11 protein-coding genes are annotated in these 14,835 nt (G+C 40.0%); 3 read left to right on the top strand and 8 right to left on the bottom strand.

Translation table 11 applies throughout. The features are described from left to right. Positions 1 to 40 precede the first annotated feature (40 nt). The 4 genes from B7C41_RS16255 to B7C41_RS16240 form a co-directional block, all read right to left on the bottom strand. Positions 41 to 3,163 carry an efflux RND transporter permease subunit gene (locus B7C41_RS16255; RefSeq protein ID WP_085300013.1) on the bottom strand — a complete coding sequence of 1,041 codons (3,123 nt, stop codon included), beginning with the start codon at positions 3,161 to 3,163 and terminating at the stop codon, positions 41 to 43. Positions 3,164 to 3,184: 21 nt separating this feature from the next. Next, on the bottom strand, positions 3,185 to 4,708 hold the full coding sequence (locus tag B7C41_RS16250; RefSeq protein WP_085300289.1) for an efflux RND transporter periplasmic adaptor subunit: 1,524 nt from the start codon (positions 4,706 to 4,708) through the stop codon (positions 3,185 to 3,187). 4 nt (positions 4,709 to 4,712) lie between these two features. Beyond that, complete coding sequence (locus tag B7C41_RS16245; RefSeq protein WP_158089150.1) at positions 4,713 to 6,179, bottom strand: TolC family protein; 1,467 nt, start codon at positions 6,177 to 6,179, stop codon at positions 4,713 to 4,715. Positions 6,180 to 6,330: 151 nt separating this feature from the next. Continuing rightward, positions 6,331 to 6,687 (bottom strand): hypothetical protein, encoded by a 357-nt coding sequence (locus B7C41_RS16240; protein ID WP_143764434.1) that lies wholly within the window; start codon positions 6,685 to 6,687, stop codon positions 6,331 to 6,333. A 232-nt stretch (positions 6,688 to 6,919) separates the two neighbouring features. On the opposite strand from B7C41_RS16240, the gene B7C41_RS16235 reads away from it, so the two are divergent. From B7C41_RS16235 to B7C41_RS16225, 3 genes are all read left to right on the top strand, one after another. Beyond that, the gene (locus B7C41_RS16235) at positions 6,920 to 7,342 is read left to right on the top strand and encodes a hypothetical protein (protein ID WP_085300010.1); all 423 of its coding nucleotides are present in this window, start codon (positions 6,920 to 6,922) and stop codon (positions 7,340 to 7,342) included. Positions 7,343 to 7,883: 541 nt separating this feature from the next. Then, complete coding sequence (locus B7C41_RS16230; protein ID WP_085300009.1) at positions 7,884 to 9,950, top strand: CapA family protein; 2,067 nt, start codon at positions 7,884 to 7,886, stop codon at positions 9,948 to 9,950. A 57-nt stretch (positions 9,951 to 10,007) separates the two neighbouring features. Beyond that, positions 10,008 to 10,472 (top strand): arginine repressor, encoded by a 465-nt coding sequence (locus B7C41_RS16225; protein WP_085300008.1) that lies wholly within the window; start codon positions 10,008 to 10,010, stop codon positions 10,470 to 10,472. A 15-nt stretch (positions 10,473 to 10,487) separates the two neighbouring features. Here B7C41_RS16225 and B7C41_RS16220 read toward each other — a convergent pair whose 3' ends face one another. The 4 genes from B7C41_RS16220 to B7C41_RS16205 form a co-directional block, all read right to left on the bottom strand. Further along, entirely contained in the window at positions 10,488 to 11,711 is a 1,224-nt protein-coding gene (locus B7C41_RS16220) for a GAF domain-containing sensor histidine kinase (RefSeq protein ID WP_235839752.1), read from the bottom strand. Between the two features lie 77 nt (positions 11,712 to 11,788). Then, positions 11,789 to 12,811 carry an N-acetyl-D-Glu racemase DgcA gene (gene dgcA, locus B7C41_RS16215; protein WP_085300007.1) on the bottom strand — a complete coding sequence of 341 codons (1,023 nt, stop codon included), beginning with the start codon at positions 12,809 to 12,811 and terminating at the stop codon, positions 11,789 to 11,791. A gap of 11 nt (positions 12,812 to 12,822) precedes the next feature. Continuing rightward, positions 12,823 to 13,821 carry an N-acetyltransferase DgcN gene (gene dgcN, locus B7C41_RS16210; protein ID WP_085300006.1) on the bottom strand — a complete coding sequence of 333 codons (999 nt, stop codon included), beginning with the start codon at positions 13,819 to 13,821 and terminating at the stop codon, positions 12,823 to 12,825. A 123-nt stretch (positions 13,822 to 13,944) separates the two neighbouring features. Continuing rightward, positions 13,945 to 14,829, bottom strand: a complete 885-nt coding sequence (locus B7C41_RS16205) for a LysR family transcriptional regulator (RefSeq protein ID WP_085300005.1) — start codon at positions 14,827 to 14,829, stop codon at positions 13,945 to 13,947. Positions 14,830 to 14,835: the final 6 nt, after the last annotated feature.

Raw genomic sequence — 14,835 nt, 5'->3', positions numbered from 1 at the left:
TGCACTTTATGGCTGATTTTAAATAGTTTTTGCGGCTTTCTTACAGTTTTAATTGTGACTTTCTCCACAGAAGATAAACAGCGGGTAGCACAAGTAATGTCAATAAAATTGCGCTAACCATACCGCCTACCATCGGGGCTGCAATTCTACTCATCACTTCTGAACCGGTTCCTGTGCCATATAATATCGGCAATAATCCAATAATAACAGTGGCTACCGTCATCATTACAGGCCGCACACGCATGCCCGCGCCTTGTAGAATAGCATGAGTTAATTCCTTAATAGTAAAAGGAATATTGTTAGTTTGATGTTGCTCAATAGTTTCTTTAAAAGCTTGGTTTAAATACACCAACATGATGACGCCAATTTCGACGGCGACCCCTGCTAAGGCAATAAAGCCAACGCCAACTGCCACCGAAAAGTTAAAACCTTCAAGATACATTAACCAAATACCGCCAATCATGGCTAAGGGTAGCGTGGCAATAATAATCGCGACTTCAACAAAATTGCGAAAGTTCAGGTAGAGCAGAATAATAATGAGCGCTAAGGTCAGCGGCAATACGTAAATAAGCTTCGCTTTAGCACGCTCCATATATTCGTACTGTCCTGCCCAGGTAATTGAGTAACCTGCGGGTAATACTAATTCTTGTGCTAAGCGCTCTTTTGCTTGTTCGACATAAGTGCCAACATCAATATTTTCGATATCGATTAAGCTCCAGCCGTTTATACGAGCATTTTCGCTTTTGATGCTTGGCGGCCCATCTTCAACATAAACATCGGCCACATCTGCTAGCGAAATACGTTGTCCCGCTGGCGTAACAATTGGCAGTAATTTTAGTTGCTCAGGTGAGTCTCGGTAGTCTTGTGGGTAGCGTAAGTTAACGGGATAACGTTCTAAACCTTCAACAGTTTGAGTCACATTCATACCGCCAATGGCCGTAGCTACCACTTGTTGAACATCGGCAATGTTTAAACCGTAACGTGCGGCTTTATTACGGTTGATATCTACCTTGATATAGCGCCCACCTGCCACGCGTTCGGAGTAAACAGACGCCGTTCCCGGTTGATCCTTAAGGATGTTTTCTATATCTAAGCCAATATTTTGAATGACTTCTAAATCACTACCCGCGATTTTTATGCCGACAGGAGTTTTAATGCCCGTTGCTAGCATATCGATACGAGTTTTTATTGGCATGACCCAAGCATTAGTTAAACCAGGAAAACGAACAATAGCATCTAATTCTTTGCGAATAGTATCTTTGGTTACACCTGCTCGCCATTGCGCTTCTGGTTTAAATTGAATGAAAGTTTCAATCATGGTGAGTGGCGCAGGATCTGTTGCCGTTTCAGCGCGTCCCACCTTGCCAAATACGGTTTTCACTTCTGGAATGGTGCGGATAAGTTTATCGGTTTGCTGTAAAATTTCCCGCGCTTTACCCACTGAAATACCCGGGTAGGTGGTTGGCATATACATTAAGTCACCTTCATCAAGCGGTGGAATAAATTCACTGCCAATTTTATCGATTGGTGAAAAGCCAATTAAGGTCACAACTAGTGCTGCGAGCAAGGTACTTTTAGGAAAGCGTAATACGGTTTTTAATAACGGCATATAAGCGGCGATTAACGCGCGGTTGACTGGGTTTTTGCGCTCAGAAATAATTTTGCCGCGAATAAAATAACCCATTAATACTGGCACTAAGGTAATGGCTAAACCTGCTGATGCTGCCATAGCATAAGTTTTAGTGTAGGCAAGTGGGCTGAACATTCGGCCTTCTTGTGCTTCTAAAATAAATACTGGCATAAAGCTTACCGTGATAATGAGTAAACTAAAAAACAATGCTGGGCCAACTTCAGAGGCTGATTTAGCGACAATTTGCCATCGGTTCTGCTCAGTAAGGGGGGTTTTCTCCATATGCTTATGCATATTTTCTATCATTACGATAGCGCCATCGGTCATCGCACCAATTGCAATCGCAATACCACCCAGCGACATAATGTTGGCATTAATACCTTGAAAATACATGATGATAAAGGAAACCAGAATACCTAGTGGCAAGCTAATCACGGCAACAATGGAAGAGCGAATATGAAAGAGAAAAACTACACAAACAATAGCCACTACTGCTAATTCTTCAATCAACTTTGACCATAAGTTATCAACCGCACGCTCAATTAGGCCTGAACGATCGTACACGGTAACAACTTCTACACCGTCGGGTAAACCTTGTTGTAAACTCTTCAACTTTTCTTTTACGCCATTAATGGTTTGTTGGGCATTAGCGCCAAAACGCATAACCACGACACCACCAACAGTTTCACCTTCGCCATTAAGTTCAACGATGCCACGACGCATTTGTGGACCTAAATTAATATCAGCAACGTCTTTTAATTGCAGTGGTACGCCTTTCGCATTCATGCCTAATGGAATAGCTTCTAAGTCTTCAACATTTTCAATATAACCTGACGCTGTGACCATATATTCCGCTTCTGCCATTTCAACTACTGAGGCGCCAACTTCTTGGTTACCTTGCTTGATTGCGGTTTGTATTAAACTTAAAGGAATGCCGTAAGCGCGCAATTTATCGGGGTCTACCGATATTTGATATTGCTTTACCATACCGCCAATTGCCGCAACTTCGGAAACGCCTTCTACGGTTTGTAATTCATACTTTAAAAACCAGTCTTGAATTGAGCGCAGCTGACTGATGTCGTGCTGTCCAGTTTTGTCGATCAAAGCATAAAGATAAACCCAGCCCACGCCTGTTGCATCAGGACCTAGTTGAGGTTTGGCACTGCTAGGTAAGTCTGCGGCCACTTGTGACAAATACTCTAATACTCGGCTACGTGCCCAATATAAATCAGTGTCATCATCAAAGATCACGTAAACATAAGAGTCGCCAAAAAATGAGTAGCCGCGCACTGTGCGGGCCCCTGGCACTGATAACATGGCAGTAGTTAGTGGATAGGTTACTTGGTCTTCAACCACTTGTGGTGCTTGCCCTGGGTAACTAGTTTTGATGATCACTTGCACATCAGACAAATCAGGAATTGCGTCAATAGGAGTATTTTTAAAAGCAAAAATACCGGTGCCGACAATTACGAGTGTTACTAGTAATACAAAAAATCGATTGAACACCGACCAATGAATAATACGTTCTATCATAACAATTTCCTTGGTCGAGGCTTAATGACTGTTGTCGGCATCAGCGTGAGTTTCATCATGCAGGGTAATAACCGTAAATTCGCCACTTTCGATAGCAAAAGTAAAGTCGATCTCTATGCCTGCGCTCAACTGTGAAAGCGTAATGTTATTAGCGATGTAAAAATCTAATGTCGCAGCAGGGCGTTGCCACTTCTCAATCGCTCCGCGACTGATATTGGCGATTCTAGTGTCGCTATCAATACTGTTGATGGTGCCAGTCACTTGTGCATGGGCAACTGGTTGGCTAGTGTTTTCCATATCCATTTCCATAGCAGACATACGCTTGAAGTCAGAGGTTTTACTCGATTCTGAATCTAATAGGAATTGTGCTGAAGTTACTATGGTGTCACTTGCAGATAAGCCTGCAAGGATTTCAATTTTTTTGCCGTCACTGCGACCTACATCTACTGCGATTGATTTAAACTGACCATCGCCTAATGCTAGTACTACACGGTCTTGAGTACCTGTTCTTATTAAGGCTTCTTTAGGAATAACGATGGTTTCTGCGCTAGGCTTTCCGTCAATAATCACCTGTGCGAACATGTTTGGTTTCAAAGCGAAATTTTTGTTATCAAAACGCAAACGCACTTTCATAGTACGAGTTTGGCTGTCGAGAGTAGGGTAAATATAATCTACTTTACCTTGCCATGTTTTACCGGGTAAAAAATCCAGTGTCATAGCGACATTATCATCAACAAAAACAAAACCTGCTTGGCGTTCTAATACCTCAGCCTCAACCCAAACTTCGGTTAGATCGCCAATGGAAAATAGCATAGTACCGGGCTGAACATAAAAGCCTTCACGTATTGATAAATTTTCAACTACGCCTGATTGTGGGGCGTAGAAGGTTACTTGCTGTTTTACTTTTCGGCTACGTTGTAATTCAGCAATCGCTTCATCGGGAATATTTAGCGCTAACAAACGGTTTTTTGCTGCCTTGATTAAACGCGTATTCTTACGTGAAAGCGCCAGTACAAACTCTTCTTGGGCATTGACCAATTCAGGTGAATACAGTGAATAAATCGCCTGACCTTTTGTTACTGTTTCACCAACCGAATTGATATTGAGGGTTTCAATCCAGCCTTTAACACGCGGGTGAATATGGACTAGTTTGTCTTGGTTATAATTGACATAACCAACGGTTTTTATTTGCGTTTGTAAGTGCGAACTTTTTACTTTTTCGGTGCGAACGCCAATGTTATTGACGATACTTGGGTTGATGGTAACCGTACCCACTTCAGCGTCATTTGCACTGCCATTCTTGTAAACAGGAACTAGCTCCATACCCATAGGAGAAAGACCGGGTTTATCGCGGCGAAAGTTAGCATCCATTGGCGCAACCCAATACATAGGCTCAGCTTCATCAGTTGCTTCTGCCATAGAGTTACTAGCAGAGTTATTAGCGAAAAAATTAAAGCTCAACCAACCACCAAATAAGATACTTGGTATTGCGATAATAACGCCACTAGCGATGCGATTGATAAGTGTTTTTTTATTTGTTGTCATCATGTTATTCCTGATTCTGCTGAGCTAATGTGGCTGGCGTAAACTTTGATGCTTGATTAGCTTTGCTAAAAACATAATTAAGTTCTAAATGCAGTTTTTGCTGCTCAACGGTAATGCCTAGGTGATCTATCGAAGCGTCTAATTCATCGATGCGCGCACGTACAATTTCACCGAAATCACCGCTGTCATTGGTGTAAGCGTTTAAAGCGATTTCAGCTTGTTGATGAAACTGTGGTAATAGCTTTTGTTCGTATAACGATTGGCGCTTGTTAAGTTGTAATAATCGACCTTTAGCAGAAGAAAAGGCGCCTAACAATTGTCGTAAGCGTAATTGTTTCTCGGTTTTAACGGCTTCAGTTTTTGATATCGCAGCTTTTAATTGTTGGTCTTGCCGGTTGGCGGTAAAAAGCGGAACATCAAAAGTGATGCCGACAGAAAATAAATCGGCACGGCTGTTACTTGCTGCATCATCGCCGCGGTAGCCATAGCTAGCACTAACACCCCATTCAGGCTGATATTTTTGCTTGGCCAGCGCTTTGTTAAATGCCACTGATTTAATTTTATTATCTATCGCAACAACACCGGGGTGGCTAGTAAAATAACTGACTAATTCGGCATTAGAATATTGTCGTTTCGCCATAATTAAGGCTTTATTCTGCAAGTCAATTTGAGGTAGCTGTGCTGCAAGCATGGTGTTAAAGGTGTTTGTTGCTTGATAGCTATTTGCTGCAGCATTACCTTGTTCTGCTTTCATTAACCATTGATTTAATTGACCAATATAGGCGTTTTTCTGTTGAGTAAATTGTACTAATTTGTCATCAATACGGCTTAATTCTAACTCGGCACGAATGATGTCTTGCTGCTGTGCCTGCCCAATAGTGGAAGAGTAGCGCGCTTCTGCAACATCAATTAATTGTGAGAATAGGCTTTTGTTTTCTTCTATTAAGGCGATGCTTTGCTGCATTTGATAGGCATCAAGCCAAAGCATACCAACGGTTAAAGCAACTTTTGCTTTGCGGTCTTGGCGCAAGAACGGATATTGTTTACTTTCTGCTTTTAACTGCTGATTCATTAACGCTAAGGTGTCACCGCGTGGAAACATTTGGCTAACGCCAAGTTTGAACTGTGTCATTGGCTCTTGGCCAAAGCTCAAAGTATCGGCAGCAATGTTTGCCATGCCGATAGACACTTTCGGATCAGGCAAAGTATTGGCAGCAATACTGAGTGATTCAAGCGCTTGTTGCTGATGGCGATTGCCGGTTAGCCAAGGGTCAGCCGCTTGTGCTTGTTGCACAGCTTGCACAAAACCTAGCGCTTTAACGCTGTTCTTTTGTAGTGTCGCTGCTTTAACAGTTTGACTAAACGCCAACGACACGGTCACCAAAATTAATAGTGTTGAAGTTATTAACTTTGCGATGAAATTGTCGCTTATTTTATCTTTAAGCTGTGAGTAGTAATGTAATGCTAGCATTGTATTGCTCTTCTCAAATTTATCTTTGAAAGTGCGCTTATTTCTATTTGTTATCGCCATTGAAAATGACTAAATACTGCTGATAAATGAAATTAAACGCTGGATATATTGTGGATGTTAGCCTAAATTTAGGCGCATTGATCCTAGGGAATTACGAAATAGGAGGTTTGAATAAGTAATTAAGAAATTGCTCTTGGGGTAAAGCAATGCTCAGGCTATCGCTTTGAGTTGGTATTGACGTGATGGTCAGTGCCATCAAGCTATTGGTGTAAGAATTTGGTTTGCAGCTGGTTGTTGCACAATCGCAGTTTTCCTGACAACAATCATCGGTCATGTTTGTTGTTGAGCTGTCATCCATGGCCATTTTCATTGGCGTGTCCATCGACATATCCATGGTGTGCTCGGTAGAGTCCATACTATGTGACATTGGCATATCAGACATCTTCATCATATCGCAAGACATCATCACACTAGCAGATGACTGGCCAATAAGGCTAAGCATCAGCATAATGATTACAATGAATTTTGTCGAAAAATATGATTTCACAATAGTTTTAAAACACCAATTAAATAGAATAAATTAAATATTAACGCTCGTTAGCTTAAAGACTCAACCTGAAATTGCAAGCATTACGCTAAGAAATCAAGATTGAAGTAAGCTTAACAAGGCTTTACTATCGATAAGTATAAACCATTTTCTTTTTCTCAACGTGTTATACCGATATAAAGGTTTTGTATCTATGGACATTATGACCGAACAACTGCCTATTTCTATTCAAGTAAGTGATGATTTAGTTGCTCAAATTAATAATATTGCTGCGATTTGCAATAAGCTTGAAGCACAATTGAATTTTCATACCATGACGGCGAATTGGTATGGTGAAGAAGAAAACATATTGCTAATTAATTTTAATCTTGTGGGTAGTAATGAGTTTGATAGCAGCAATGACAGCGCAGAAAAGATGATTAAAAAAGACTTTCTCGCTGATGATGTTTTTATATTGTCATCAACAAACAAATTATTAGATTGCCATGTGGCAATAACGGCGTCGGAATTGCCATTATTACAGCAAAAGCCAAAACTACTTTCTGGCTATTTAGGTAAAAAATTGACTAAAGTATTAAATTTAATTGCTCAGCAACAAGGTTTTGAAAAAATTTAAGATTTTTATTGTTACTCGCAGGCCAATAAAAATAGATGCTTTGAATGTTTTTGATTTTTATTTGAATTAATTTTAAATAAAATTGAACTAACATCTACGAAGATCGTCTTACTTAGCAAGAGATTCTCCCTCGGTTTTTGTTTTTATTAAATTGCATTTTATTTATGTTATACGCTCCTCATTTGAGGGGCGTTTTTTTTGCCTGTAATAAAGCGGTCGATAAATTGCAGTGACTTTGATAAACGTGATAATACAATCTTAGTGCTTACCTGGATTCATTTTGATTATTTAAATAATATTTTGAACTTATCATAAATTTGATGCTCTTATTTAATAAGAGACTCTCCCCTCTGTCATGTTTTTATGTTTTGTAATACGCTCCTTACTTGAGGGGCGTTTTTTTTGCCTCCAATTTGTCCTTCAGTAATTGACCATTTTCTTTTAACCATACCCTAACGTTATATACTGCATCATTTTCGGAATGAAATTAGTTTTTAGAACAGGATATACTCAGTGAAAATGTTACTAGGTTGGGAATACAATGTTACGTATATTGTCGATATTATCTATCACGCTTTTAATGAGTTTTACCACGGTTTCAGCCGAGTTGATTACGCTGACAGGCAAGATTATTAGCGAGGATGGTAAGGCTGTCTCTGGCGTTAAAGTTAAGCTGAGTGAAAAAAACGTACTTACTGATAAACAAGGCATCTATCGGTTATCGACAGCCGTTGAGGATACATATCAACTTAGCCTGGATAAACCCGATTACTTTTCTGCTATTCAAACATTCAGCCACTATGAATTGAAACAAAACTCATCGACTATTGCCGATATTACCTTAGTCAAAAAAGCGAAACAGCGCGTGATGTTAGCCTTCGCGGGTGACGTTATGATGGGGCGTCGCTTCTATAAGCCTTACTTTGGTGATGAAGTACTTATTCATCGCGATAATAAACTTAGCGATAGCAAGGCTATTGTTCAGCATATTAAACCTTATATGAGCTTGGCTGATTACGCTGCGGTTAATTTAGAAACTCAGATTGCCGATAAGAAACCCGCTGAGCGAGCACCAAAATCTGTGACTTTTTATTCTGAGCCTGAAATATTAGACGCACTTACGTGGGCTGGGGTGGATTATGTTTCATTGGGAAATAACCATACCTATGACTACATGGATTCTGGCTTGCATTCGACGTTAGCGTTTTTGAATAAAAGTGAATTAGGTTATTCAGGGGCAGGTGTTGATGAAAAGTCAGCACTGAAAGCACACACGGCAACAATCAATAACACTGAATTTTCTATGCTTGGTTATGTTGGCTGGGAAGGTAGTGCTAACCCAACGCAAACCGCGAATCATCAACATGGTGGTGCAGCTTACGGCTCAATGGAAAACATTTTGCAATCAGTTTCTAAGCAAGTGGCTGACGATAAAGTCACTATCGTGCAATATCACGGCAGTCAAGAATATGCCAACAACCCAACAGGTGTCACGGAGCAACGTTTAAAGTCTTCATTAGATGCTGGTGCTGCGCTAGCCATTGCTCATCATCCCCATGTAACGCAAGGTTTAGAGCTGTATAACAATAAACTGATTGCCTATTCAATGGGTAACTTCATTTTTGACCAAAACTTCAGCGCAACTCAGCACAGTTTTATTCTTTATGTTTGGCTTGATGAAGGGAAATTTCATCGCGCAGAAATAGTACCGTTATATGTTAAGGGCTATAAACCAACGCCAGCAACGGGTATGCATCGCTATACCGTCATGAAACGATTAACTGAGCTTTCAAAACAGCGAAACACTACTATTTCAATGTCAGGTGGCCATGGTGTTATCCAGTCAAATAATCAACAGTCTGAAGAGCAAGAACAGCCGACGAATAAAATGCAGATTGCTATTGATATCGCCAGCAATGAAAAAACGACCCCGCTTTATCAATTACCGTGGAACCACAGCATTACTCAAGTGCAAATGCCGAACTCAAATACTGCGTACCGTTTAGGGACAAATTTAATTAACGGTAGTGATTTTGAAAGCTTCGCATTATTCGATAGCCCAGAACGTGGTTGGTTATTTGATCGCAGTGCAACGACATTGAATAACTTTGGCGCTAGTGGCAGCCATAGTTTAGCAATAGCCGTTGATGCTAAATCGCCAACTACCTTTGGTATGCAAAGCTTTAGACGGGTTTATAAAGCTAGTAGTGCCATGACCATTAAAGCTAAATTTAAGGTACAAGTATCGGTAAAAATTAACTTTTACTGGCAAGGGCGAAAGAAACGTCAGAAGCTATTTGATGCCTTTAAAAACAGTTCTAAACAGCTAATTGATACGGTAGAGCTTTCGGCCAGTAATGCTTGGCAAAATGTTGAGGTTGATTTTAATTCGCCGCGTATTGGTTATAAAAGTTATCGCGTACTGGCAGAAATTGAATTACAAAATGGCGCAACGTCGCAAGTTAATATTGATGACTTTGCCTTAATTGAATGGCAAAGCGCTTTTAGTAAGAACTCTAAACCTAATTTTTATAACACCTTAAGTTACCAAGCAGCGTATCTTGGTGTCGATAAGGCTGTTTCTTCGCCTGTTGTTGTGAAATTTTAATTAAATAAAATTCAAGCCAATTTAACGATAAATTGGCTAAGAGGACGTTTACAGAATATGAGTGTTGCAGAGCCAGAATTACTAGATACATTTAAATCCCTACTGCAAAATCAAAGGTTTGGCTCACAGTTGCAACTTGCCCGAGCGTTATCATTGCGTGGCTTTGAGAATGTTACGCAAACGCGAGTCTCGCGCTTACTAAATAAAGTAGGGGCAATAAAAATTCGTAATCATAATAATGACGCTGTCTACCGTTTACCTGAAAAGCAACATATTCCAAGAGGTCTACAAGCAATTGATTCCGTAGTGCTTGATGTTAAACATAACCATGTTCAGATCATCATTAAAACAGTGATTGGCGCAGGTACTTTGATATCTAAAATGATCGAAAATATGGGCGAGCAATCAGGTGTTTTAGGGTGTATGGCTAGTGATAATACCATCTTAATTATTCCAACTAATGTTGAAAGTATTGAACAAATTAGACGAAGGATTATTGAGCATTTAGATATTAACTTATGACATCCAATCTATCGCCTATACGGTTGAAAAATCCTTTCTTATAGGAAAGTTAATCAGAAAGTGAATGCCTGTATCGGATGGTAGTAACTCAATACCTCCCCGAAGCTGTTGGCATACAATACGCTTTACCACGCTCAGTCCTAGGCCTATACAACCTGTCCGCCTACTTGTGGTAAAGAAAGGAGCGAACACTTGATCCTGAAGCGCTTTTTCGATACCAATACCGTTATCGTAATAATGCAACTGTATGGTGTCTTTATATCTTTTTAGATCTAAGTGAATTTTTGGTTCAGAGACGGCCGTTAAACCATGTTCCAATGAGTTATTGAGTAGGATAACAACCACTTCTTGTAGTAACGTAGGCACTAAATAGCTTTGAATTAAAGTCTTCGAATCATGAGAAAAAGAGCAATTAATTGCTCTTTTAGATAATTTTACCTGATATAGTTTTAATACATCATTAATAACTAATGAAATATCAACATTTTGGTGAACCTTAACTTCTTGATCAATGAGTAAGTTTTGTAAGGTATTGACCTTTTCTGAAGTAGTGTGAAGCGCATGGCTCATCGATTTTACACTTTCCTCCATAATGTTTAACTGAGACTGCAGAGACTTGTGACTTAATGTTTTCGTTTTAAGGCTTTTTTGTAGCTTTTCTATATGTGATTCAATAATGCTTGTGGCCGTTATACTTGTGCCAAGCGGAGTATTTATTTCGTGTGAAATACCACGAATGAGTGTTGCAAGCTCTTCTGCTTGACGATGTTCATCAGCAAGGTGTTGTTGATGCAGTATTTTTAACTGCATTTCAAAGTTATTTCGTATGGTCTTTAGTAGCTCTATTGTTGCTATTGGAAAGTGACGCTCTTTATTATCTAGAATACATATAGTGCCAAAGGTTTCATGATTTTCAGCTTCAATAGGTAAACCTAAATAGGCGATCATATTTAACTTTATATCTGGATTAGAATCCCAAATGGTATTAGTGAGGGCATTTGGCACATTGAGCAAACCACGTGTATTAATGACATGTTCACAATACAACCCAGAGCCACATATTTTCTCACAGTCGCCCACTTGGTAGGGGTTCTCGTCGTTTGGACTTTTACTAAAAACAGAAATGTTTTCATTTTCGAGCCTCATCACCAAAGCAACGGGTACATCGGCAAGTTTTGCAACAACGGCGAGCGTTTTATTCCAACTCTCCACCAACTCGGCATAATGTAATGAAAACATGTTTATCTACTTAATTTACTGTTTTTACGAACATTATTGACTATACATTAGTTGCTGTTGGAATTTCAATAATGCTTTCAGGTAAAATTAGCAGATTTCGTTTTCAATGTGTGGCTGCCACCCCAAAGTATTTCAGATAATGGTTGCATAACTCCTTGATTAAACTCAAAGCCATGTTGGCGATCTTCGCTAATCAACAACGGACCATCTAAATCAACAAACTTGGCTTTATTGACTAACAATGCGGCAGGAGCCATTGCCAAAGAACTACCAACCATACAGCCCAACATTAAATCAAAGCCTTGCGCTTTTGCTTCTTGAGCTAATAAAACCGCTTCGGTTAAGCCACCGGTTTTATCGAGTTTAATATTCACTACCTGATAACGGCCTTTTAAGTAATCAAGCTCGGCACGGGTATGACATGATTCATCTGCACATAGCGGCACAGGTGAAGAAAAGTTAATTAATGCCTCGTCTTGGCCAGCGGGCAGTGGTTGTTCAATTAGAACCACATTCAGTGCTTTTAGCTGCTCACAACAATTGTTTAAATCATCAATACTCCAACCTTCGTTGGCATCAACGATAAATTCACTGTTAGGTGCTGCCTGTTGAATCGCGGTCATTTTCTCGATGATGTCTTGATTGTCGAGTTTTACTTTTACTAACGGCGGGTTGTTTAGTGCTGCGACGGCTTTAGCCATGGCTTCTGGGGTATCAATACTTAATGTTTGTGCGGTGATGCAAGCTTGCGCGGGTGCAAGCTGTAATAATTTTGCTACTGAAGTTCCACGCTGCTTTGCTTGTAGGTCCCACCAAGCACAGTCTAATGCATTACGAGCGGCACCAGAGGAAAGGGCAATGATATATTCATTGATGTTTTCAGTAGAAAGTTTTTGCTTAGATAACAGTTGTATTTGCTGACTAACACTATCGACAGATTCTTGATAGCGCGCATAGGGCACGGCTTCTGCCCAGCCGGTATTTATGCCGTCACTAATGGTGACAACAACAACGTCTGCTTGTGTTTTAGCGCCACGAGCGATACGAAAAACATTTTTCAATGGTAGCTGTTGATGACTAACCTGAATTGTTAAGTTCATTGTTATTTTGCCTATGCCAACGTTGAAACGATACTGTCAGTGCCATCACGCAGAGGATCAGCACAAGGCAAAGAAAATTGTTCACTGAGCTGTGCGCAAATACGCTGACCTTCTTCAACACTCACGCTTGATGTATTAACCGTAATACCAACTACCTTAACATTTGGATTTGTCAATTTAGCTGCTTGAAGGTTTAACGCTATGGTTGCTTCAACGCTAGGAAATTGGCTTTGTGGCAAACCGCGCATATGGCTGCGGTTTAAGTCGTGACAAATAACCAGTGCGTCAGGTTGTGAGCCGTGTAACAAACCTAAGCTTACGCCAGCAAATGCAGGGTGTGACAACGAGCCTTGGCCTTCAATAATATCCCAATGTTCGGCGCTGTTATTTGGAGAAAGTGATTCGGTTGCCCCTGATAAAAAATCAGAAATAACACAATCGATGGCGATACCTTGGCCTGCGATTAAAATTCCACATTGACCTGTTGCACGAAAATCGACATCAAAACCACGTTTTTTCATCGATTTTTCAAGGCTTAATGAGGTATACATTTTACCAACCGAGCAGTCCGTACCAACGGTAAGTAAGCGTTTACCTGTGCGTTTTACGCCAGTACCAGTAACAAATTCGGCCTTAGGATGACGAATATCGAGCAATTGCTGTTGTGTTTGTTGTGCTTTTTCTAATATTTCTGGAAAATCGCTTAATTTATCATGCAAGCCTGAAACGATATCCATACCGTTGTCCATTGCATCTAGAATATAAGGTAACCATTTCTTATCGAGTACACCGCCACTGTTGGCAAAGCCTAATATGAATGACTTAGCGCCTTTAGCTGCTGCTTGTGCAATGTCCATTTTTTCAATACCGGTGCTAACTGTACAACCATCAACGCTGTATTCACCAACACAAAGTTCAGGACGCCAATCTGCTGCACCACGTGCCATTTTAATTGAAAGCTGGTCGGTGGCGTCACCAATAAATAACAGGTAAGGAGAAGCAATTTGCATAATGAAGTTCCTAAATTTAAATGCTGGAATAGCAGAGTTTTTCTAATTCCGAGCTTAACTTAGTAAGCAAACATTAAAAGTGAGAAGGCTTTTATCGATCATAACCTGTGGTTATGATTATATTTAACTGTTTGAAATACCTAGGGTTAAATATGGTATGAATTCATCAATAACTTTAGATTTAGCTCTGTTTTCTAAATGCACAGCATTGATGTTAAAAGTAAGCGCAGGTTCAAATGAGGCGATAGCAACATTGTCAGATAAATTTCCTTCCGCGGTGTAGCGATCAACTACACATACCCCAAGTCCTCTGGCGACTAATCTAGCGGCAATAAAGTAAGTTTGCACCTTGATAGATGACGTAATACCAATGTCTTCTTCCATCACCCGTGTCCACAGCATATCAGCCAAAGGGCCGCTGTCACTTATGTCGATAAACTCTGAATCGCAAACTTGGGTTAAGGTTAACTTATCTGGGCAATCAGGAAACTTATTTTTTGGATAAACAATCACCAATTCAGATTCTGCCAACGGAATTGAGGTAATTCCAGGCATGCTATGTGGCGAGAATAAAATAGCTAAGTCGCACTTATGCTCAAGTAATGACTGCATGACAGCATCGTTATGAATGGTTTGAATATCGAAAGTGACATTTGGGTAATCTTGATGATAATTAGCGATAACATTTGGAATGGCATCAAAACCTAACGCTGGTGTTACCCCTAAAGCAATACTGCCAAACTCTGATTTTTTAATATTTTGTGCGGTATTTTTAATTGAACGCATTTGCTGATAAATTTTATCAACTTCGTCAAAAAGCATCTCTGCTTCATCAGTTGGAATCAGCCGACCTTTAACACGTTCAAATAAATTGAAGCCGAGCTGTAGCTCGGCATGTGACAATACTTTACTGACCGATGGTTGCGATACATGCAGTATTTTGGCTGCATTAGTAATTGAACCTGTAGTATAAATGGCGTGAAAAATTTCAATGTGTCGTAAGCGCATTTAACG

The organism is Cognaticolwellia mytili, assembly GCF_002104475.1.
GTDB classification, from domain to species: Bacteria; Pseudomonadota; Gammaproteobacteria; order Enterobacterales; family Alteromonadaceae; genus Cognaticolwellia; species Cognaticolwellia mytili.
Note: the sequence above shows the minus strand (reverse complement) of the source record. Positions and strands in the feature narration are given on the sequence as shown.